Annotated in this window: 20 protein-coding genes and 1 pseudogene; 10 read left to right on the top strand and 11 right to left on the bottom strand. The window is 72.3% G+C overall.

The window, feature by feature from the left end:
• The 9 genes from AB0H52_RS19860 to AB0H52_RS19820 form a co-directional block, all read right to left on the bottom strand.
• Positions 1-708, bottom strand: a complete 708-nt coding sequence (locus tag AB0H52_RS19860) for an ElyC/SanA/YdcF family protein (RefSeq protein ID WP_151488643.1) — start codon at positions 706-708, stop codon at positions 1-3.
• A gap of 44 nt (positions 709-752) precedes the next feature.
• Positions 753-1,307: a Uma2 family endonuclease gene (locus AB0H52_RS19855; RefSeq protein ID WP_225854183.1), complete on the bottom strand. Its 555-nt coding sequence runs from the start codon at positions 1,305-1,307 to the stop codon at positions 753-755.
• Positions 1,308-1,377: 70 nt separating this feature from the next.
• Positions 1,378-1,716, bottom strand: a complete 339-nt coding sequence (locus AB0H52_RS19850) for a hypothetical protein (RefSeq protein ID WP_151488644.1) — start codon at positions 1,714-1,716, stop codon at positions 1,378-1,380.
• Positions 1,716-2,909, bottom strand: coding sequence for a WXG100 family type VII secretion target (locus AB0H52_RS19845; RefSeq protein ID WP_151488645.1), 1,194 nt, complete (start codon positions 2,907-2,909; stop codon positions 1,716-1,718). Before AB0H52_RS19845 ends, AB0H52_RS19850 begins: the two co-directional genes overlap by 1 nt.
• Before the next feature lie 3 nt (positions 2,910-2,912).
• Complete coding sequence (locus AB0H52_RS19840; RefSeq protein WP_151488646.1) at positions 2,913-3,227, bottom strand: type VII secretion target; 315 nt, start codon at positions 3,225-3,227, stop codon at positions 2,913-2,915.
• Positions 3,214-3,612, bottom strand: coding sequence for a YbaB/EbfC family nucleoid-associated protein (locus AB0H52_RS19835; RefSeq protein ID WP_278122207.1), 399 nt, complete (start codon positions 3,610-3,612; stop codon positions 3,214-3,216). Before AB0H52_RS19835 ends, AB0H52_RS19840 begins: the two co-directional genes overlap by 14 nt.
• Positions 3,613-3,927: 315 nt before the next feature.
• Positions 3,928-4,149, bottom strand: a complete 222-nt coding sequence (locus AB0H52_RS19830; protein ID WP_151488648.1) for a hypothetical protein — start codon at positions 4,147-4,149, stop codon at positions 3,928-3,930.
• A 17-nt stretch (positions 4,150-4,166) separates the two neighbouring features.
• A complete protein-coding gene (locus AB0H52_RS19825) occupies positions 4,167-5,009 on the bottom strand; it encodes an ABC transporter permease (protein ID WP_151488649.1) in 843 nt (280 codons plus the stop codon).
• A complete protein-coding gene (locus AB0H52_RS19820; protein WP_225854184.1) occupies positions 5,006-5,893 on the bottom strand; it encodes an ABC transporter ATP-binding protein in 888 nt (295 codons plus the stop codon). Before AB0H52_RS19820 ends, AB0H52_RS19825 begins: the two co-directional genes overlap by 4 nt.
• 481 nt (positions 5,894-6,374) lie before the next feature.
• On the opposite strand from AB0H52_RS19820, the gene AB0H52_RS19815 reads away from it, so the two are divergent.
• The 10 genes and pseudogenes from AB0H52_RS19815 to AB0H52_RS19770 all read left to right on the top strand — a co-directional run.
• Positions 6,375-8,513, top strand: a complete 2,139-nt coding sequence (locus tag AB0H52_RS19815) for a TOMM precursor leader peptide-binding protein (RefSeq protein WP_151488651.1) — start codon at positions 6,375-6,377, stop codon at positions 8,511-8,513.
• Positions 8,514-8,567: 54 nt separating this feature from the next.
• On the top strand, positions 8,568-8,750 hold the full coding sequence (locus AB0H52_RS19810; RefSeq protein ID WP_046564715.1) for a hypothetical protein: 183 nt from the start codon (positions 8,568-8,570) through the stop codon (positions 8,748-8,750).
• A 193-nt stretch (positions 8,751-8,943) separates the two neighbouring features.
• Complete coding sequence (locus AB0H52_RS19805) at positions 8,944-9,159, top strand: hypothetical protein (protein ID WP_225854185.1); 216 nt, start codon at positions 8,944-8,946, stop codon at positions 9,157-9,159.
• Positions 9,160-9,235: 76 nt separating this feature from the next.
• On the top strand, positions 9,236-9,421 hold the full coding sequence (locus AB0H52_RS19800) for a thiazolylpeptide-type bacteriocin (protein WP_089021435.1): 186 nt from the start codon (positions 9,236-9,238) through the stop codon (positions 9,419-9,421).
• Between the two features lie 93 nt (positions 9,422-9,514).
• The gene (locus tag AB0H52_RS19795) at positions 9,515-11,476 is read left to right on the top strand and encodes a TOMM precursor leader peptide-binding protein (protein WP_151488652.1); all 1,962 of its coding nucleotides are present in this window, start codon (positions 9,515-9,517) and stop codon (positions 11,474-11,476) included.
• A 10-nt stretch (positions 11,477-11,486) separates the two neighbouring features.
• A complete protein-coding gene (locus AB0H52_RS19790) occupies positions 11,487-13,091 on the top strand; it encodes a SagB family peptide dehydrogenase (RefSeq protein WP_151488653.1) in 1,605 nt (534 codons plus the stop codon).
• 37 nt (positions 13,092-13,128) lie between these two features.
• Positions 13,129-15,897, top strand: a complete 2,769-nt coding sequence (locus AB0H52_RS19785; RefSeq protein WP_151488654.1) for a lantibiotic dehydratase — start codon at positions 13,129-13,131, stop codon at positions 15,895-15,897.
• On the top strand, positions 15,890-16,936 hold the full coding sequence (locus AB0H52_RS19780) for a thiopeptide-type bacteriocin biosynthesis protein (RefSeq protein ID WP_151488655.1): 1,047 nt from the start codon (positions 15,890-15,892) through the stop codon (positions 16,934-16,936). Before AB0H52_RS19785 ends, AB0H52_RS19780 begins: the two co-directional genes overlap by 8 nt.
• The gene (locus AB0H52_RS19775; protein ID WP_151488656.1) at positions 16,933-18,177 is read left to right on the top strand and encodes a peptidase M50; all 1,245 of its coding nucleotides are present in this window, start codon (positions 16,933-16,935) and stop codon (positions 18,175-18,177) included. The genes AB0H52_RS19780 and AB0H52_RS19775 overlap by 4 nt, the downstream gene beginning before the upstream one ends.
• Positions 18,178-18,186: 9 nt before the next feature.
• Positions 18,187-18,639 (top strand): annotated as a pseudogene (locus AB0H52_RS19770) (cellulose binding domain-containing protein); the annotation flags it as partial.
• Positions 18,640-18,680: 41 nt separating this feature from the next.
• Here AB0H52_RS19770 and AB0H52_RS19765 read toward each other — a convergent pair.
• Positions 18,681-21,032 (bottom strand): VWD domain-containing protein, encoded by a 2,352-nt coding sequence (locus AB0H52_RS19765; protein ID WP_192580161.1) that lies wholly within the window; start codon positions 21,030-21,032, stop codon positions 18,681-18,683.
• On the bottom strand, positions 21,029-21,640 hold the full coding sequence (locus AB0H52_RS19760) for a hypothetical protein (RefSeq protein WP_192580162.1): 612 nt from the start codon (positions 21,638-21,640) through the stop codon (positions 21,029-21,031). Before AB0H52_RS19760 ends, AB0H52_RS19765 begins: the two co-directional genes overlap by 4 nt.
• Positions 21,641-21,815 lie beyond the last annotated feature (175 nt).

The raw sequence follows: 21,815 nt of genomic DNA, 5'->3' as shown, positions 1-21,815 counted from the left end.
TCAGACGTCGCGCAACGCGTCGTCGACGCCGGTCTCCCGGCGACCGAGGTGAGCCGGCTCGCGGCCGGACAGCAGATCCAGCGCCGCCTTCACGCAGGCGCCCTTCTCGCGGGTCGAACTGAACCACCACGTCTGGGCGTACCGCTCGGCGCTGTCGTCACCCACACCGTTGGCGTCGATACCGAGGCGCCGGCACAGCGCCACGGCACGCGGAAGGTGAAAGGACTGGGTCACGACCGTCGCCCGTCGTACCCCGAAGATCTGCTCCGCCCGCGCACACGAGTCGTACGTGTCGAAACCGGCGTGGTCCAGCACCACCTTGTGCGCCGGCACGCCCCTCTCGACCAGCCAACTCCGCATCGCGGCGGGCTCGTTGTAGTCGGCGTTCATGTTGTCGCCGGACACCAGGATCGCCCGCACCTTGCCCGCGTCGAACAACCGCCGCGCGATCTCCAACCGAGCCGCGAGAACGGGTGACGGCGTGCCGTCCGCCTCCACCTTGGTGCCCAGGACCAGGGCGACCGGCGCGCCCGGCACGTCGGCCTCGCTGTAGAGGTGACCGTCCGCGGTGTCGCGGATCCACTTGACGCTGGCGACCGTGCCACCGGTCAGGACCACCGCACCCACCACGAACGCGAGGAGCGTACGACGGGCCAACCGCCGGTGCTCCCCGTACCACCGCCTGGCCGCACCGAATCGTCCCCGCATGCCCGCGAGACTAATCCGGCCGGGCCTGGGTCGGGTCAACCGCCTCAGCCGAGGTCGTGCTCCTCGAGACCGGTGTTGAGGAGCCAGGCGAGCGGCATGGTCGCGCGGACAACGTAGCGGCTGCCTTCCAGGCGGTACATGGCGACAGTTTGCGCCGTGTCCTGGTCGACTACCCAGTATTGGGGGATGCCAGCGGCAGCGTATTCGCTGCGCTTGGTCACCGTGTCGACGCCCTCGGAGCCAGGCGAGACAATCTCGACCACGAGGAGCACGTCGGCAACCGGCAGCCAGACTCCGTCAGCCTGGGCCTTGCTCCACACGACCAGGTCGGGGATACGTCCGCCTACACCACCGTCACGACCTGGGATGCGTAATCCCACAGCCTGGGCGACACGGTCCGCCGGCACACCACCCTGGGCGATCCACATCATGAGCCGGGTCGCGATGATGGCGTGGACGTACCCCGGCGGCGGCATGATCGAGACGACTCCCTCGGGGCTGATCTCATACCGATGGTTCTGGTCCGCAGCCATCATCGCGGTGAGGTCATCGAGCGTCACGACAGGGGGCATGTACCTGCCAACCGCCTCGGAGCTCATTGGCGCATCGTAGCGGCTCGTCGTCGGGCTCCGACGGAGGTGGGAGCCTGACCGCCGAGAGATTCCGCCACTACCCAGGATCACTCGTTCCCAGGATCCCCGCCGAGTAGGTCGCGTCCACCAGATCCTGAAGGTGGCGGACGACGTCGGCCTTGTGCTCGGTCTCCGGGAGGTGTTCCTCGCCGGCCGCTACCAAGCCGTCCCGCCACAGGCTGACGATCTCCCGCTGTGCGGCGGCCGGTAGATCATCGACCCAGAGTGAACCGAGATTGTTGTCGACGATCTCCTGCAGGTGGTTGGCGGCCTGTCTGTCGGAGAGGCGAGAAATCAGGAACTCCAGCGTCCAGTCGAACAATCCTCCTGTCGCGGTCCAGTCGACACCGGGTTTCAGGACGATGAGGCCAGCCATCATTTCCCCACGACGAACACTCGAGGACCGAGGCCTCGGTCCGTGATGAACTGTTCGAGCCGGGCGACCTGTTCCGAGGTGAACTTCGAGACGTCCACCGGCACCAGGTCCGCCTTATCCAAGTGCCGCACGATCTGATACTGCAGTTGGGGCCATTGGCGGTCAAAGAACTGCGCCGGGAAGTTGCCCACTGCATCGTAGGTCCGCTCCGCCTCGTCGACCCAGTCGGCGCTGGACTCCACCGGAGCGCGAGTCAGCGTCACGCCCAGTTCCTGCTCCAGGCGGACCGCTGTCTCGGCTTCGCCGGGCCGGAACGTCCCGGTCGCCGGATCCATGCCGAGGTCGTGAATCCGTTGCTGTTCCGTCCGCGGAGAGGTAGGAGTTCCGCGAGGCGACTCAGGCTCCGGGGTGTTTCGGGTCGGTGGGGACTCGCCCTTCTGGAGCCGTCGGAGAATCTGCTGGAGCTTGTCGATGAGGCCGCCGAGTCGGCGGATCACGGGGACAAGTCGTCGGAGGCTGGCCAGTAGTCCGCGGAGCAGTCGCGCGATCCGCGCGCCCCAGGAGGCCACCAGTGTCGTGACCTGCTCCACGACCAGTGGAGCGGCGAGCCCGCCGGTGGCGACGAGTTCGCCGGCGTACACGATGAGGCGGGAGACGCAGGTGGCGATGGCGTCGCGGACCAGGAGTCGGACGGCGGCGACGAGGCCGGCGGCGCCTTCGGTGATCGCGGCGAGGGTGTCGGCGCCCTGGGCGAGCCCGGCGATGGCCTGTTGCTGCTCGTCGGCCCAGCCGCGGTAGGCGGGGCCGGCGGTGCCGCCCCAGGTTCCCACGTCGGCGCGGACGGCGGCGGCCAGCCCGGTGGCCTCCTCGCGTAGTGAGGTGGCGACGTTCCGCCAGGTCTGGGCGTGGGCGGTGATCTCGGCGGGGTTGCCGGCGAGCCAGTCGAGGGCTTCGCTGAGCGGTTTGACGTGTTCGATGAGCCAGGCGATGCCGTACTGGAGGAGTGCGCCGACCGGGTCGGACACGAGGGCGAGGGCGTCGAGGCCGGCACTGACCACGCCGAGGCTGCCGTCGATCCAGCTGCCGTTTCGGATGCCCTGGGTGATGAGTTCGATGTCCTCGCAGATCCAGATGCCGGCCCAGGCGCTGGGCGACGGGCCGGAGGCCGTGGCGATGAGCGGGTTGGCCGGCACCGGTCAGTTCCGTGTCTGGCGCAGCAGCCGTTCGGCGCGGGCGTCGGAGGCGCGGTAGCGGTCCGCACTGACGCGCAGTCTGTCGGAGGTGTCGTGCACCGATGCGGCGGCGGCGCCGATGCCGTTGATCAGGGTGCGCCCGAGGCCGTCCAGCAGGGTGGGCATGATCGCGCAGAGCTGCCCGTACGCGTCGGCGCCCACCTGGACGTGCTGACCGGCCTGTCGGGCGGTGTCGAGGCGGTCGGCGATGCGGTCGAGGCGACCGGCGTGGGAGGTGAGGCCGTCCGGGTCGACCTGGATGCCGTCACCGCTGGGCATCGTGCGCACCTGGGCCGGGGTGCAGGCGGCTCCGGTAGGAGTCGACGATCGCCCGGGCGCTCACGTCGTCGCCGAGAGTCTCGACGGTGGCGGTGGTGAGCTGGCTCAGCAGGTCGGCGTGGGCGGCCCGGGTGGTCTCCACGATCTGTCGGGCGATGCGGGTCGCGGACCGCTCGCGGATCCGTTCGTCGAGGCGCAGGTCGGTCAGTAGGCCGTTCGAGTCGACGGTCACCACGATCGACCGGTCGGGACTGGTGGCGGTGCCGGTGAGCGCCCGCACCCGCGTGGACAGCGCCGTCGCGCGGGCCGCCCGGTCGGCCAGGGACGCTTCCCACTCGTCGAGGCGGCGCCCCGCCGCGTCCAACGCGGCATCATCCGCCCACACGCCGACCCCCGGGAAACATTGGCCATCATCACCGCCGAGACCGCCGCCACGTTACCAACCGGTGGCGCTGCGTGGTGCCCCGCGATCGGGTCGGTGCGCCGTCGCCGACGCACGTGTGTGGCCGGGCTCGGCGTCGGCGGGCGCCCCGGGACCACCACCGGGCGACCCGCGCGCCGCGCGGGCACGGCATGGCCGGCCACAGACACCGCGCCGCGTAGCCACGGCACGGCCGGCCACCGACACCCAGGGCGATGCGGGAGCCGGAACCCGTCGTGCGTCGCCACCCGGTCCGCCGAGCCGGGCGGCGCGAGCGGGTCAGGACTCCGGGTGGCGGCGGACGAAGTCCTGGTAGGTCTCGTTGTCCAGCTCGATCTTGCGGACCTCGGCCTGGCGCAGCTCGGCCGCGGACCGCGCACGGGCGAGCCGCACCTGGTGCCGTCGGTCGCGTGTGCGCGCCCAGCCACGAGACAGACCCCAGACGATCCAGCCACTGGACGCGACGAGCCCGGTCAGTGCGAAGGCGAGGAGGAAGTCCATCTCGACATCCTTTCCGGTCAGCCGACGTCCCGGCGGACGGCGAGCCAGGTGCCCAGCCCGAACATGAGCACGACGTATCCGAGCAGGACGGTGACGGGCAATCCGGCGCCGGCCGATTCGATCACCCCGGGGGTGCCGCCCTCGAACTGGGACCGCGCGCCGAGCGCGCCGGCGAGGGCACCGGAGCTGGGGGCGAGCAGGAGCTTCTGGACGACCTCGAGCGGGCTGAGCACGAGGGCGAGACCGCTTATCGCGTTCTCCAGCACGAGCGTCCACACCAGGCCCACGGCGATGGCGGTGGCGGTGCTGCGGAACGCGATGGCGAGGAAGTAGCCGAGGCTGGCGTGCGCGCTGCAGATCAGCCAGGCCGCCGCCACGGCTCCGGCCAGGTCGCCGGCCGGCGGCCAGTCCAGGACGCGACCTTCGAGCACTGCGAGCAGCGCGGTGACGGCGGCCATCGCGGCGAAGGTGAGCGCGACGAGCACCAGGGTCAGCGCGCAGAGCGCGACGGCGTGCCCGGCGAGCACCTGCGCCCGTCGGGGGCGCTGCGTGAAGATCAGGTTGAGCGTCCCCCAGCGGTACTCGTTGCCGACGACGACGGCGCCGAGGATCACCACGATCGCCCCGCCGAACAGGGGGAACAGCGCGATCCCGGTGGGCACGAGTTGGCCGGGCAGCACGGCGTCGAGCAGCGACGCCGCGTCGTCGGCCTGTTTCGGGTCGCCGGCGAGGGCCAGGTGCACGAGGTACGGGACGCCGACGCCGAAGGCGAGCGCCAACGCGATCCAGGTGAGGGTGACCGTCCACACCGCCGGCCGTTTGCGGTCCGCGAACCAGGCCGCGCGTACCGAGGCGATCATCGGCTGCTCCCTGTCGTGCTCGTCAGTTCCAGAAACGCCTCCTCCAGCGAGTGGCGTAGCGTGCGCAGTTCGCGTACCTCGACGCCGGCCTCGACAAGCGTCCGGTTGAGTTCCGCGGCGAGCGCCGGGTCGGCGTTGACCCGCACCGTACCGTCGACGGCCTCGGCGGCGCGGACGCCCCGGTGGTCGCGCAGGCAGGCGAGGGCCTTGTCGACGGGGTCGGCGGCGATGAGCAGTTCCCCGCCGCCGAGCGCCGCGCGCAGCTCGTCGGACGTGCCGTCGGCGACCAGCCGGCCCCGGTTGATGACGGCGATCCGGTCGCAGACCTGCTCGACCTCGCCGAGGACGTGGCTGGAGAGCAGCACGGTGCGTCCCTGCTGGCCGAGCGAGCGGAGCAGCTCCCGGATCTCCGACACTCCGGCCGGGTCGAGGCCGTTGGTGGGCTCGTCGAGGATCAGCAGGCTGGGCTCCTTGAGGAGCGCCGCGGCGACACCGAGTCGCTGTTTCATGCCCAGGGAGTACGTCCGGAACGCGGAGCGCGCGCGGCCGCTGAGGCCCACCTCGGCCAGCACCCGGTCGGCGGCGCTGTCGGGCACTCCCGAGTAACGGGCGGCCAGCCGAAGGTTGTCCACACCGGACAGATGGGGGTAGAAGGCCGGCGACTCGATGAGCGCGCCCACCCGGCCCAGCTCGTTCGGGGTGCCCGGTGGTTGGCCCAGCACCCGGATCCGGCCGGACGTGGGTCGGACGAGCCCGACCAGCATCCGCATGGTCGTGGTCTTGCCGGCGCCGTTGGGCCCCAGGAAGCCGAAGACCGTCCCCTCGGGCACCCGCAGGGTCAGCCCGTCGACCGCGGTGACACCGCCGGGATAACGCTTGGTCACCTCGTGGACTTCAATGGCGAATCGGTCATTCCCCAACGGACTGGCGCAATCGTCCGATGACGTGGCGGGTTTCACCGCCGGGTTTTTGCGTCGCCTTCATATGAGCGGTCCTTACTCATTCCCGACCGCAACGCCTGGTTGATTGCGCGCAGTCAATTAACTGATCGTTAAGGCGGTCGGGGTGGCGGTCCGACCGTCCACCATGCAGGATCGCGCCGTTCGGCCACCTCACGTCTGGAACGATGGAAAAGCTCCTGACCTGCGCAATGGCTTGACAGCGCCCACAGACTAGCGGAGGTTGATCGGGACCGGTAGGTCCGCGACCGAGGGGCCCGAGAAAATTTCTCCCCGTCGCAGCTCAGTGGCCTTCAATTCACGCCAGCCGCTACCCGACACGAAACATTCTGTTGACGAACGTATTGCCCTTGGGCAGCATGTAGACACTTTCGAGTCGATGGTGATCGTTGGCATAGGAGCCCGGATGAGTCTGCCGCTGGACAGTGCCCAGACCCTCGAAGTCCGACCTAAGCTGCGACACGACGTGGTCTTTCTGGATGCGCCGGCCGGTGCGTACCTGCGCGGCCCGGACACCGCCTTCCTGATCAAGGGCAGGTCCGCGTTCCGCTGGCTGACCTCGTTGAGCCCCTACCTCACCGGGGAGCACACCCTCGCTCAGCTCACCGCCGCACTCGACGAGGCGCAGCGGCAGACCGTGCTCACCCTGGTGCGTGCGTTGCTGGCCCGCGGCTTCGCCAAGGACGCCGGCGACCGCACCGAGCTGGCCGAGCCGGTGGCCCGACGGTTCGCCCCGCAGATCGAGTTCGTCGACCACTTCGCCGACGACCCCACCGGGCGTTTCCTGCGTTTCCACACCGCCCGGGTGGTGCTCGCCGGTGGGGGAGCGACAGTGTTGGCCGCGGCGAGCAGCCTGCTGCGCAACGGGTGCCTCCGGCTCGACCTGTATCCGGACGACGACCCGTCGCGCTACGCGGAGGCGTTGCGGCCGGAGGTGGCGACGCTGCGCGCGGACGGGCTGGCGGCCGAGGTCCGGGTGCACGACGGGCCGGTCGAGCTCACGGGCGCCGACGCGGTGGTCCACTGCACCGACCGGACGGGCCTGCCCCGCCTGGCCGAGCTGGCCCGCGCCTGCCACCGCGGCGGCCCGCTGCTGGTCCCGGTGCTCACCGACGACGAGCGGGCGGTGGTCGGCCCGACCGTCGAGGCCGGGCGTGCGCCCTGCTGGCTCTGCGCGCAACTGCGGCTCACCGCCGGCGCCGACGCCACCGACGCCGCCGACTTCTGGCGGCACCTCGCCCTCGGCGCCGGCCCCGACGTGCCCGCGCCGCTGCCGGAGGTGACCGCGCGCATGCTCGGCAACGCCGCCGCGTTCGAGGTGTTCCGCGTGCTCACCGGCGCGCTGGCGCCGGACACCGCCGACGGGGTGCTGCTGCTGGACCGGTCCACCCTGGAGTCCATCCGGGAGAAGGTGCTGCCACACCCGGCCTGCCCGGTGTGCCGTGACGTGGACGTACCCGGGCCGGCGCAGCCCGGCGGCTCCGACGACGAGACCTACCAGCGGGCCCAGGCGTTGGTGTCGCCGAACGCCGGGGTGTTCACCCGGTTCGTGGACGACCCGCTGGAGCAGGCGCCGCTGAAGACCGCCCGGCTGCGACTGCCCGGCCGACGCGGCCCGCGCGAGGTGACCGCGTTCGACGTGCACACGGTGATGAGCGCCCGGCTGGCCGCGTACCGGGTGGCGGTGCGCGACCACGCCGCCCGCTACGCCGACCCGCACGCCGGTGTGCTCGCCACGGCCGAACAGCTCCGCGACCGGGGCGAGCACCCCGTGCCGTGGACCGAACTGGGCACCACAAGCGGGGCCGTCCCCGAGGACCCGCGCCGGTCGGTCCGCTGGCTGCCGGCGACCGTGCTGGACGGCACCGACACCGTGTGGGTGCCCGCCGCGCTGGCGCTGCCCACGTCGGCCGCGAACGGCGAGGGCTTCGGGGAGCGGACGGTCGCCGGAGCGGCGGCCGCCGACAGCATCGACCGTGTCGTCGACCAGGGGCTCGCCGACGCGCTGGCGTACCACGCGCTGACCGCGGCCATGCGCGGCGCCGGCGGCCTCACCGTGGTCGGCGAGGAGGAGCTGGTGGCCGACGACGACACCGCGTTCGTGGTCAAGGCGGCCCACCGCTTCGGCCGCCAACTCGCGGTCTTCGCCCTTCCCGGCGCGGCGCCGGCGCACGCCGTGCTCGCGGTCACCGAGACGTCGGGCGGCCGCGACTGGCGGCTCGCCGGCGGCTTCGACCCGGTCGCCACGCGGCTCGCCGCGGTACGCGACCTGGTGGGCCGGATCCAGGTGCGGCACTTCGAGGGGACCGACGCCGACCTCGGCGACCCGGTGCTCGCCGACTTCGACCCGGCCACCATCACCGCGAGCGCCAACAGCGGGGCCACCGTGGGCGGCGGCACCGACCGGGCCGCGGTGCTGGCCACCCTCGCCGAGCGGGGAATCAGCGCGCTGCTGGTCGAGACCACCACCCGCGACGTACGCGCCAGCGGGGCGTTCCGCAGCGGTGTGGTCCTGCTGCGCCACCACGGCCGGACGGCCGACTGAAACCACCACACCAGTGGTCCGAGCGAGGCACGCACCGTGGAAGGAGGTGGAAACATGCCGATCACCCTGAACGACGAGCTCCGCGAGCTGGAGACCGAGACCTTCGAAATCGAGGAGGTGGAGGACGGCGGCGAGGCGCTCGCCGCTACCAGCTCCAGTTGCTCCTGCTCGAGCTGCTGCAGTTGCAGCACGTCGAGCTGCTGCAGCACCAGCACCAGCACCTCCAGCTGCGGCTGACCGGGGTAACCGGGGGTTGACCCCCGAACGCTGACGCAATCCAGTCACCCGGTGGGACGTCGCATCCGATCGCACCAACCGCCGCCGGCCGACACCGGCGAGTAGCCCCTGCGTGCCTCCGCTGGCTCCATCGTGGTGGTGCGGACGCAGACCCACCCACGACTGGCGCTGACCTCGGCACAAGGAGAGGCCCGTGACCCAACCCCTGGCATCCGCCGCACTGTCCGACTCGGTCCGCGGCGAGCTGCGCGACCTGCAGACCGAGACGTTCGAGGTCGAGGACATCGCGGATCTGTCCGCCGACCACATGGACATCTGCAGCAGCAGCACCAGCACGTCGAGCTGCTCCAGCTGCAGCACGTCCAGTTGTTGTAGCTGCACCTCGTCGAGTTGCAGCAGCACCAGCTGAGCCTCGGCACCACCCGGCCGGTCCGGACGGCCGGACGGCGTCGAGGCCCGCGTACGCCCGAGGGGAGGTAGAGGGAATGCCGGATCTGACTGAGGAACTCCGCGCGTTGGAGACCGAGACGTTCGAGATCGAGGACGTCGACGCGATCGACGCGATGGTCATGGACTGGTCCAGCTCCAGCTGTTCCTGCTCCAGCTGCTGCAGTTGCAGCACGTCCAGTTGCTGCAGCAGCAGCACCAGCACCGGATGCGGCGGCGGATAGCCACCGCCGCAACCGTCCCCGCCGGCGAGCCACGCCGGCGGGGACCCCGGGTCCCGACCCCCAGACCGCAGCGACCGCAGACAGGTGAACCGCATGATCGTCGACGTCCGGACCACCTCCACCGGGTGGGACAGCAGCCTCAAGCAGCTCGGCGAGGCGTTCCACGAGCGGCTCCAGGACCGGGCTGACCAGCCTGCCCAGGACGGACCGCCCGCCGGGATCACCGTACGCATCGCCGCCCTCGGCCTCACCGACGCGTACGCCGACGCCGGTGAGGGGCTCACCAGCGACGTGGTGCCGATCTGGCTGCACGGCGCGACGGCGCTGGTCGGCCCCCGCTGGACCGGTGCCGCCGAGCCGGGGTCGCTGCCCGGCCCGTGCCCGCTGTGCGTGCAACGTCGCTGGCAGGCCATCCGGCTCCGCGAGGAGCGGCACGCCCTGGAGCACGAGTCTCCGGTAGGTGTGGTGGCGTCACTGCCGCACCTCACCCCTTTCGCCGTCGACGCGCTCTGGCAGCTGTTCCGGCGGGCCTGCCGCACCTCCGACGACCGTCCTGGTGTCGCCCGGCTGCACCAGCTGCGGATGGACACCCTGGAGACGACCCTGGTGGAGGTGCTTGCCGACTCGGAGTGCCCGGCCTGCGCCACCACCCGACCGGACACCGCCGAGGCGGCCGTTCCCACCCTGACCCGTCGACCGAAGCCCGACCCGACGTCGTACCGGCTGCGTGCGGCCGACGAGCTGGACCTGCCGGTCGGCGCGTTGGCCAACCCCGTCGTCGGCGCGCTGGGCGGCAACGCGCTGCGGGCGTACAACGTGACGGCCACCGCCCCGGTCACCGGCTACTTCCGGGTCCGCAGCCGCTACGACCTGCACGAGATGTGGTGGAGCGGGCACGCCAACAGCTACGGCGGCAGCGAGACGTACGCGCTGCTGGAGGGCCTGGAGCGGTACGCCGGCCAGTTCCCGCGGACCAGGCGTACCGAGGTGTTCGACAGCTACGCCAACCTCGCCCCGGCGGCGCTCGACCCGTCCGGACTGGGTTACCACCCGGCGTTCTACCAGGGCCACGGGCTCTACTACGCGCCGTACTCGCCGGACGAGCCGATGCACTGGGTGTGGGGGTTCTCGGTGCGCGACGGGGAGCCCCGTCTCGTCCCCGAGCAGCTCGTCTACTACCTGGACCGCCGCACCGACCAGCGCAAGTTCGTCCAGGAGTGCTCCAACGGCTGCGCCAGCGGCAGCTGCCCGGAGGAGGCGTTGCTGCACGGCATGCTCGAACTGGTCGAGCGCGACGCGTTCCTGCTCGCCTGGTACGGCCGGGCGCGGCTGGCCGAGATCGACCCGGCGACCTGCCGGGACGAGCGGGTGCACTTCATGCTCGACCGGGTCGACCTGCTGGGTTACGACGTCCGGCTCTTCGACACCCGCGCGGACCTGCCGATCCCGGTGGTCACGGCGGTGGCCGTCAAGCGCGGCGACGGCCTCGGCCAGCTCTGCTTCGCCGCCGGGGCCAGCCTCGACCCGGACGACGCGGTCCGCGCGGCGCTGTGCGAGACCGCCTCCTACGTGCCCGGCTTCGACGAGCGGGTCGCCGCCAGCGAACCCGAGCTGCGGGAGATGATCCGCGACTACACCCGGGTCACCGAGCTGAGCCACCACGCCCTGCTCTACGGACTGCCGGAGATGGCGCGGCACGCGGCGTTCCTCTTCGAGGACCCGCCGCTGCGGTCCATGTCCGAGCTGTACGGCGACTGGCTCGCCGCCCGACCCGCACACGACGACCTGCGTGCCGACATGTCGTACCTCGCCGGTCTGATCGCCGGCCTCGGCGGCGACGTCGTCGCGGTCGACCAGACCTGCCCCGAACAGCAGGTCGCCGGGGTGCACACGATGGCCGTGGTGGCCCCCTCGCTGGTCCCGATCGACTTCGGCTGGCAGCGGCAACGGGTGCTCTTCAGCGACCGCCTCGACCGGTACGTGGACCGGGGGCGGCACGGCCCGGACGGGCTGGGCGCGACCGGCCGCAACCCCCACCCGCATCCCTTCCCGTAGGAGCAGCGCCATGCAGCAGCAGGCCATCGAGGTCGTCCGGGAGTACACCGAGGCGGTGTTCCGGCGGGCCCGCACGCCCATGGAGCCGCTCAACTTCGAGGTGGACTGGGCCGACCAGCCGTCGCGGCACAAGAGCTATCCGGACGCGCCCCGGCTGCCGCTACCGGCCACGCCGCCCGACCTGCCGACCCTGCGCGACCTGCACACCGGCGAGCACCTGCCGCCGGTCACCGGCTGGTCGCTGGCCCGACTGGCCGCCCTGCTGCGTCTGTCGTACGGGGTGCTGGACCGGCGGTTGGGGATCAACTGGAACCAGGACGCCGCCAAGCGGGCGCACTTCGAGCACGCGGTGTGGGGGCGCGGCACCGCGTCCGGCGGTGGCATGTATCCGGTGGAGCTGTATCTGGTGGCGGGGGCCGGGGGACCGCTGCTGCCCGGCGTCTACCACTACCACACCGGTTCGCACATGCTGGAACGGTTGCTGATCGGCGACGTCACCGGCACCGTACGCGCCGCGCTCGGCGTGGACGCGCCCCCGGGCGACAGTTACCTGCTGGCCGGCATCCGGTTCTGGAAGAACTCGTTCAAGTACAACAGCTTCTGCTACCACGTGGTCACCCAGGACCTCGGTGCGCTGCTCGGCTCGTGGGACCTGCTGGCGCCCGCGCTGGGCGTACCCCTGCGGCGGTTGCTCTGCTTCGACCCGGCGCTCCTGGAGCGGCTGCTCGACCTGGACGGCGACGCGGAGAGCGTCTTCGCGGTCGTACCCCTGGACTGGGGTGACAGCGGCGCGGGCCCGGCGGCGACGCCGGTGCCCGCGGACGTGCGGACCCGCTATCCGGCCTTTGAGCGGTCCCGGCGCGTCCGGGACTTCGCGGCGGTCACCGCCGTGCACCGGGCGGCGGCGGCACCCGCCGCGCCCGCTCCGGACACCGTCGACACCGCCGCGCCCCGGGAGCTGCCCGGTGCGCCGGTCGAGCTGCCCGCCGCGCAGCTCGACCGGCTGGCCCGTCCACTGTCGACGGTTCTGGCCGGTCGGTCCAGCAGCTTCGGCCGGTTCCGTCGCCCACCCGACCTGACCGCCGCCGAACTCGGCACCACCCTCGCGTTCGCCGCCGCCGGCCGCCGCTACCTGGCGGACGTCAAACGGCCCGACGGCGGGCCCGAGCTGACCCGGCTGTGGGTGTTCGCCAACCACGTCGACGGGCTGCCGGGCGGCGGCTACGCCTACTGCGAGCGGCGACACGCCCTGCTGCCGGCCGCCCCCGAGCCCGAGGGTGGGATGGCCGCCTTCCTGCAACAGCAGTACTTCCTCACCAACTACACGATGGGTCAGGTCGGCGCGGTGCTGGCCATCTCCGGGCGTCCCGACGCGGTCCTCGACGTGTTCGGGCCGCGCGGCTACCGGCTCCTGAACGCCGAGGTCGGCACCGTCGCCCAGCGGGTCTACTGCGCGGCCACCGCGCAGGACCTCGGCTGCGGCGCCGTCCTCGGCTTCGACAACGTCGCCATGAACACCGCCCTCGGGCTGGACGGCACCGACGAACGCACGGTGCTCTTCCTGCTGCTCGGGCGACACCCGCAGGCCACCGCCGACATGGCGTACCGGCTGTGACGCCCCGACCCGCGCCGACCCGACGAAGGAGAGACCCGTGACGGTGTCCCTGCCCGCACGACCGGCGACCCCGATCTCCTGGCGGATGCCTGGGGTGTTCATGCTGCGCACCGCCGGACTGCCGATCGAGGTCGCCGACCGGCTCGCCGTCGACCGCAGCGCCGAATGGGCACGCCGGGTGCTCGACCTGGAGGACCGGCTGCGCGCCACCGGACGGGACCTGGCCGACGCGTTGCAGAGCGCGGTGGGGCGCAACCTGAGCGACGACGGGCTGCGGCAGCGCCTCATCCGGTTGCGCCGTGACGTGTTCAACCTCCGCGCGCCCCGCCCGGCCGACCCGGCCGCCTGGCCGGTCGATGCCGTCGGCGCGGACACCCACCGGCAGCTGACCCACTGGCTGGAGACCTTCGCGGCGTACCGGACGGAGCTGGCCGCCGGCCCGGCGGTGCTCGACGACGAGCTGGCGAGCCGGCGCACGCTGCTGCGGGCCCTCGCCGACGACCCGGACCTGCGCGGCGGCATCCTGCTCGCCTCCCCGTCGCTGGACCGCTACCTGTCCGGCTACGCCACCGGGACCGGCCCGCTGGGCAAGCGGGCCCGTCGCATCGAGCGGTCCCTGCTGGAGTACGCCTACCGCACCGCCGCCAAGACCAGCCCGTTCAGCCGGCTGACCACGGTGAACGTCGGCACCTTCGCGAGCGGCACCGGCGAGCTGCTGCACGTCGTTCCGAGCACCGCCGACACGGTCGCGGCGACGCGCGGCAGCGCCCGGCTCAACCTCGCCGCGCTGGGCCGGCTCTCGGCCATCGTGCTCGCCGACGAGACGCTGCGCTCCGACCTGCCGGTGACCCTGACCACCGGGTGGCGCATCGCCCACGGCCGGCTGCGCTACCTGCGCCGGCGGCGGACCAGCTCGGAGGACGGCGAGGCCGCGATCACCCTGGAGTCGATCCACGAGTCGCTGTTCGTGCTCCCCACCGGCCGGGTGCTGCACGACATCCTGGCCGCCCTCGACGGCGGCCGGGTACGGCGGATGGCCGACCTGGTCACCGAGCTGACCACCGACGGACGGCCCGCCGACGAGGTCGCCCAGTACCTGCACCACCTGCTGCGCGTCGGCCTGCTCGTGGTGCCGAACCTGCAACTGGACATCCACGCCGACGACCCGGTCGAGGGCTACCGCGGCGCGCTGCGGCAGATCGACAGGGACTGGTCCCGCCGCCTCGCCGAGCGGGTGGCCAGGGCCAACCGGCTGGCCACCGCGTTTCCGGAGCAGGACGTGCCGGGCCGCCGCCGCGCGCTGGACGGGATCCGCGACGAGCTGGTCGCCGCGCACGCCGACCTCGGACGCCCCGACGTTCCGGCCCCGCGCACCCTCGTCTATGAGGACGCCACCCGGCACACCGACGCCCCGGTCACCGCCGACCGCGCCCGCTGGGAGCGGGAGATCCTGCCCGGCCTGCGGGCGCTGGCCCGGATCATGCCGGTGTTCGACATCAACCTGCCTCGCCGGCTGGCCACCAAGGGCTTCTTCCGCGCCCGGTACGGCGACGGCGGGCGCTGCGACGACCTGCTCACCTTCGCCCACGAGTTCCAGCAGGACTTCTTCGAGCACTACAGCGGTCGGATGATGCGCCGCCGCGCGTTCGACGAGGACAACCGCTACGTCCGGCAGGAGAACTGGTTCCGGCAGGACGAGATCACCGCACTGGACGATGCCCGCCTGGAGGTGGCCCGGCGGATGAACGACGCGTACGACCGGCTGCCCGCCGACGCCGAGGAGCTGACCCTCGACGACGCGTTCATGGCCGACGTCGCCGCCATGGTGCCCGAGACGCTCGGCACGCTCGACCCCCGGTCGTTCTTCCTCCAGCTCGCCGACCAGGGCGGCCGGCACCGGGTGGTGGTCAACCGGGTCTACTCCGGGATGACGCTGCTCTTCTCCCGCTTCGCGCACCTCTTCGCCGAGCAGGACCTCGCCGGGGCGCTGCGCGCCGAGCTGCTGCGTCTCCAGCCGCCCGGCGCGGTGCTCGCCGAACTCAAGGGCGGGTACGACGCCACCAACCTCAACCTGCACCCGGTGGTCACCCCGTACGAGCTGGTGTGCCCGGGGGAGATCAGCCACCGACCGGCGGCCGAGCAGATCGACATGGACGACCTCAGCGTCGAGCACGATCCGGTGGGCGACCGGCTGCTGCTGCGCTCGCGGCGCCTCGACGCCGAGGTGATCCCGGTCTACCTGGGGTTCCTGCTGCCGATGGCGCTGCCGGAGGTGCAGCAGGTGCTGCTCACCTTCGCCTACCTGGGTATGGCCCAGCCCGACCTGTGGGCCGGCACGACCGTGCCGCTGCCCGGCCGGGGCATCGCCGGCTACCCGCGCATCGTGCACGGCGACGTGGTGCTGCAACGGCGGATGTGGAAGCTGCACCCCGACCACCTGCCGACCCGTACGCCCGAGCAGAGCGACGCACAGTGGTTCCTGGCGTGGCAGCGGTGGCGGCGCGACAACGGGCTGCCGAGGCGGGTCTTCGCCACCCCGGAGGGCACCCGGCTCACCCCGGCGGCCGGCGACGACGGCGCCCAGGCCGCGACCCGGCCGGACCACAAGCCGCTCTACGTGGACTTCGACAGCCACTTCTCGCTGCACCTGCTCGACACGACGGCGCGTGGCGCCGGCAGTCGACTCGTGCTGACCGAGATGCTGCCGGGCCGCGACGAGCAGATGGTGCGCGGCGACGCCGGCACGCACGTCACCGAGCTGACCGTCGAACTCAACGGTGTCCGAGACGGAGTGAACGATGACTGACTACCCTTCGCCTGTCGACCACGGCTGGCTCAGCGTGCACGTCTTCTATGCCAGCAACGCCAACCCGATGCTCGTCGAGGGCGTCCGGCCGCTGGTGGACGAGCTGCGGGCCGAAGGGCTGATCAGCAGGTACTTCTTCATCAAGTACTGGATGGAGGGGCCACACGTACGCCTGCGGGTGCTGCCCGCCCCCGGCGTCGACCCAGCGGTGGTCCGCGCCCGGGTGGACGCGGCCATCGAGGCGTTCCTGCGCCGCCGGCCCGCCCTGTACGAGGTGGACAGCGCCGGCCTCGGTGACCTGTACCGGCAGATGTTCCTCGCCGAGTACGGCCAGCAGCGGTGGGACGAGGAGTACGGCCCGGACGGCGTGATGCCCATCCGGGCCAACAACAGCCACCACCACATCCCGTACGAGCGGGAGTACGGCCGCTACGGCGGGCCCGCCGGGATCGAGCTGGCCGAGTGGCACTTCGAGCACTCCAGCGACGTGGTGCTCGACCTGCTGGCCACCACCAACGTGCACGTCCGGCCGGTGCTGCTCGGCCTCTCCGCCCAGCTCACGATGATGATGTGTGCCGTCTTCCTCGACGACGACACGCGGATCGCCGGCTTCCTCGATGAGTACCGGACGTTCTGGGAGGTCTCCTACTCGGAGCCCAGCGACGACTACCACGCCAGCTTCGACACCAGCTACCGGCGGATGGACACCGCCCTGCGCGGCCGGCTCGCCGACATCCGCGCGGCGGCCCGGGACCGGTCGGCGGCGCGCCTCGGTGGCGTCGAGGGCCGCTGGCTGGCGCACTGCGCCGCGCTGCGGGACCGGGTGGTGGCCCTCGCCGAGGGCGGCGACCTGCTGTTCCAGCGCGGCGGGGCGGACCCGACACCGGTCACCGACCTCGACGCCGCGCTGCCCATCCTGCTCAGCTCGTACGTGCACATGACCAACAACCGGCTCGGGGTGAGCATCCTGGACGAGATCTACCTGTCGTATCTGCTGCGCGCCGCGCTGCTCGACGAGGCGCCGGCCGGCACGCGATGACCACCGTCGACGCGACCTGGACCCGCCCCCGACTGCGCGACGGGGTGGCGCTCGGTCCCGGACAGTGGCGCGGCGAGAAGCTCGTGCACCACGTCCGGGACGCCGAGACCGGCTGGTTCTACCGGGTCGGCCCACGCGAGCACTTCCTGCTCTCCCGGATGGACGGCACCCGCACCCTCGACGACATCGCCGCCGAGTACGCCGCGACGTTCAAGCGTCGGCTCGGGCCGGAGAACTGGCAGCAGCTCTTCGGCATGCTGCACCGCCGGCAACTGCTCGACGGCGCCACCGATCCGGGGGAGATCGCCCGCCTGACCGCGTCCGCCGCCGAGGGCGCCGCGAAGGCCCGGCGTGGGCCGCTGTCGGCCCGCTGGCCGCTGTTCGACCCGGACGCCCTCTTCACCCGACTGCTGCCCCGGCTCGGCCCGCTGTTCAGTTGGTGGTTCGTGCTGCCCGCCCTGCTGGCCGTGCTCGTCGTGACCGGGTACGTCGTGGCGCACCTGCCGGATCTGCTGACCGGGGTGGGCGGTGGGCACCGTCCGCTCGCCGCGATCGTGGCCGCCGTGGTGATCACCTGGCTGATCGTCTTCCTGCACGAGTGCGCGCACGGCCTGACCTGCCGACACTTCGGCGGGCGGGTCAGTGAGATCGGGGTGATGTGGCGGTTCCCGCTGCTGGCCCCGTACTGCAAGGTCGACGACATCGTGCTGTTCACCCCCCGGCGGCGGGTCGCCACCGCGTTCGCCGGCGTGTTCGTCAGCATGCTGGCGCTGGTGCCGTTCGCCGCCATCCGCGCCTGGGCCGGGCCCGGCGCGCTGCGGGACCTGGCCGGCACCATGCTGCTGTTCGGCACCGCGACCGCCACGCTCAACCTTGTGCCGTTCCTGCGGCTGGACGGCTACCACATGCTCAGCCACGCCCTCAACCTCGCCGACCTGCGCGCCGACACGTACCGATTCTGGGGGCGGCTGCTGCGCGGCGGTCGGCGCGCGACCGCCGGCTACCGCCGCCGCGAACGGCTGATCTACACGGGGTACGGGGTGGCGTCGGCTGTCTTCGCGGTGACCGTGCTGATCCTGCTCGTCCGTTTCTGGTACGACTCGCTGGCCCGCTGGATCGGGCCCGGCTGGGCGGTCACCGTGCTGGTGGTCGAGGCCGTCGTGCTGCTGGCGCTGGCCGGGTACGTCGCCCGCCGCCGTCGCCGCGCCCCGACCGCCGACGGCGGGAGCGTCCCCGCTTGAGCTGGTCGGACCGCGTTCACGGTCGGCAACCTGGTGCCGGGCAGCAGGTACACCGTCAACGTGCTGGCCCGCGACACCGCCGGTCGGGTGTCCTGGTCGTCGCCGCCGCTCACGTTCGCCACCGGCGGCCCGGCCACCAGCACGTGCACCGTCCGCTTCACCGCCGACAACGACTGGGGCAACGGCTACATCGGCGGAGTGGAGATCACCAACAACGGTACGAAGCCGATCAACGGGTGGACGCTCACCTGGACCTGGCCGACCGGCTGGCAGCAGGTGAGCAGCGGGTGGAGCGCCACCTGGGAGCAGGTCGGCACCGCCGTGCGGGTCACCCCGACCGACGACAACCGGCAGATCGCCGCCGGCGCCAGCGTGAGCGCCGGTTTCGTCGGCGCGTACAGCGGACCGAACGTGCTGCCCACCGCGTTCCGTCTCAACGGCACCGTCTGCGCGACGGGCTGACGCTGTGGTCCGGCCGGCCCGTCGGGCCGGCCGGACCACGGTCAGCCGACCTGGCGGACGGTGAGCGTCGCCGTGCCGGTCTCGTCGGCCCCCGGGTCCAGCAGCAGCGTGTACGTGCCGCGCTTGGGCAACGGGTCCGTCTCGAACCGTCCAGTCCCGCCGATGACGCAGCCGCTGGCCACCGTGTCGCCGTCCGGCCCGGTGAGCAGCAGGATCCCGCACCGGTCGGGCAGGCTCGCCGCGGTCACCTCGACGGCGACGCGGCGACCCGCGTCGGCGGGGAACCGCAGCCGGCTCACGGCGCCGGGTCGGCTGACGGTGAGCGTCACGGCACGGCCGTCGGCGACGGTGTCGGCCTGCTCGTCGTGGGCGTCGCGCAGCCGCACGTCCGCTGAGCCGGTGTCGGTGGAGGTCCCGTCGACCTCCAGGACGTACCCGCCGGTGACCGGCAGGACGACGCCGTCGACGTACCCCGTGCCGCCGATGACACAGCCGCTGGTCACCTGTTCGCCGGCCGGGTCGCGCAGCAGGAGCAGCCCGCAGCGGTCGGGCAGGGTGGCGCCGGTGACCTGGAGGAACACCTTCTGGCCGGCGCGACCGTCGAACGCCAGGCGGCTCACCGCCCCCGGCTGGGCGAGCGTCGCCCGCACCGCCGGCCCGTCGAGGGTGAGCGTCTTGTCCTCGTCGGTCACGGTGACGAACCGCACCGTCGCCCGGCCGAGGTCGGCGTCCCACGGGTCGAGCACCACCTGGTGGTCGCCGGTGACAGCGAGGGTGGTGGTGTCGATGAAGCCGACTCCCGAGATCACGCAGCCGGTCGCCAGTTGGCGGCCCTGCGGGTCGAGCAGCAGCAGGATGCCGCACCGGTCCGGTGTGGTGGCCGCCGGCACCTCGACGAAGATCTTCTGACCGGCCCGGCCGGGCACCTTCAGGGCGGCGGTGGCACCGGGCCGCGTCACCTCCAGGCTGACGTCACCGGCACCGGGTGTGGCGCGCTGGGCCCGTGCGGCGTCGGTCGCGAACGCCACCTGCCCGGTGAGGCCGACGTCGAGCACACACTCGGCGAGGGCACGCGGATCGGTCACGCCGGCCCGCCGGCAGACGAGTTCCGCGGTGGCCCGGTTGGGCAGGTCGTCGACGGTGAGCTGCCGCTCGGGGAAGCGCCGGTCGGTGAACGTGGCGGTGGACTGGCCCGGCTCGTAGTCGAACAACGACCGCTGCGCCTCGACCCGCCAGCTGTCGGCGAAGCCCGGATACAACGCCTCGAACGTGGGCGGCGACGCCACCCTCGTCCCGTTGCGGACGCTCAGGTCGTCACCCGGATCACCGTCGTGGTCGCCGAGCAGACCCTCAAGCGTCCCGGCGCGTGCGGGCGGTGCGCCGACGCTCACGCTCAACCCCCACACACCGATCGGGTGCGCGGTCAGCTGCGTGCCGTCCGGCCAGTCCACCGTGATCGTGCCGTCGTACCAGCTCGTGACGGTGCCGCCGCGCGGCAGCTTCACCCCGTCAGGCGCGGACACGGGCGAGCCGCCGTTCACCCGGACCGCCGGGCCGTCGGGTGTCGCGTACACGCCGACCCGGTCGCCGGCCACCCGGGCCGCGACCGCCGAGTTCACCGCCACCACCGAGCTGGCCGGGAACATCGTCTGGCGTACCTGGACCTCGAAGTCGTCAGTCGTCGAGCGGCTGAGCACGAACTCGCCGGCGGCCTGGAAGTCGTAGCGCTGGCCGTCGTAGGTGAGCAGGTGCGGGTCGCCGTTGCTGTTGGCGCAGCGGTAACCCTTGCCGATCACCGAGATCGAGCAACCCCCACCGCCGGGCGGTCGGGGCCTGGGCTGGTCGCAGTCCTTGCCGTTGGCCGGCAGTTTCATACCACCGTACGACGGGCGCGTCGGCACGCCGACCGCCTTGCGGTACGCGTTCTCCGCCAACACCGCGTGCACCTCGGCGGGGTCCACTGTGCTCGCCTGTTGGCCGCCCTGGGTGCAGAACTGGCCCCGGTCGGTGTCGTTCACCTCGTCGAGGGCATGGTTCATCTCGTGGATCAGGGTGGCGCACTGGTCTTCCGTGAAGCCTGCGCCCTCGTCGTCCAGCTTCCGCCCGTCGTTCTCCGGCACCCAGTTGATCTGCACGTCGCTGCCCGGGACGTACGTCGTGGTGCTGCTCTCCGAGCCGAAGATGGGCCTACGGACCTTGATCTTTTTGCCGGAGCGTTCCAACTCGTCGAGCACGGCCCCGTTGCCGGAGCCGCGGATCTGTCCGACGCAGCCCGCGTACTCCGTCTGCAGGTCGGATTCGACGGTGACCACGGCGGCCGCGGCCGATGGTGCGAGCAGCACCAGCACCCCCGCGAGGATCAACCCGGCCCGGATCGCGCGCACGCCGCTCACCCGCCCCGCACCTCGAACGCGACGGTGCCCTGCTCGGCCGTCGCGGCGCAGGCGTCCGCCGGCACTCCCCGCAGCGGTGCCCGCAGGTAGCCCACCACCAGCCGGTACGCCCCCGGCTGGTCGACCGGCCACCACGTGACGGTGGCCCCGCCGCGACCGTCCGGAGCGGACGTCGTCAACGCCGCGCCCACCGGGCTCTGCGGGTCGCTGCCGAGGGTCAGCTCCACCGACCCGCGCGGTGGCACCCGGACCAGGTTGCCGATCAGGTACGCGGTGAAGTCCCGGTAGTAGGCGGCACCGCCGATGGCGGGCGCGACAGGCGTGCCGTCGCGGGTCAGCGACAGTACGGTCACCGCCCCGTCCGGCACCCGGCTGAGCTGACACTCGGCGTCCCGGTTGTTGGTCAGCTTCATCCGGAGGCTGATCTGCTCACCCAACCGGTAGGACGGCTGGGACACCGCGACGGTGAGGCCGACCGTGGCGGCGGCGCCCGCCGGTGCAGGCGCGGAACGCGACCGGCGGCACCCGACGGTGGTGGACATCAGCAGCAGGGCGAGGCAACCGGCGAGCGCCGTGCGACCCACCGACCCTGCCCGGGGTACGCCCATGGGCCGCGCGCCTCCTCCGACCGACGCCCGTCGTCGGCGATCGCCGCCAGCCTGCGCCGCGCGGTGCCGTGACCGCTGTCGTGATCCGGCCCGGTGGTTGTCCGCAAGCCGACCGGAGGGGCAGCCGGTCGGCCACCGTGGACGTTAGGCTGCGGGATCGACGGGGGAGAGGTGG

The organism is Micromonospora sp. NPDC050695 (genome assembly GCF_040654415.1).
Classification (GTDB): Bacteria; Actinomycetota; Actinomycetes; order Mycobacteriales; family Micromonosporaceae; genus Micromonospora.
This window is presented reverse-complemented; position numbering and strand designations above follow the sequence as displayed.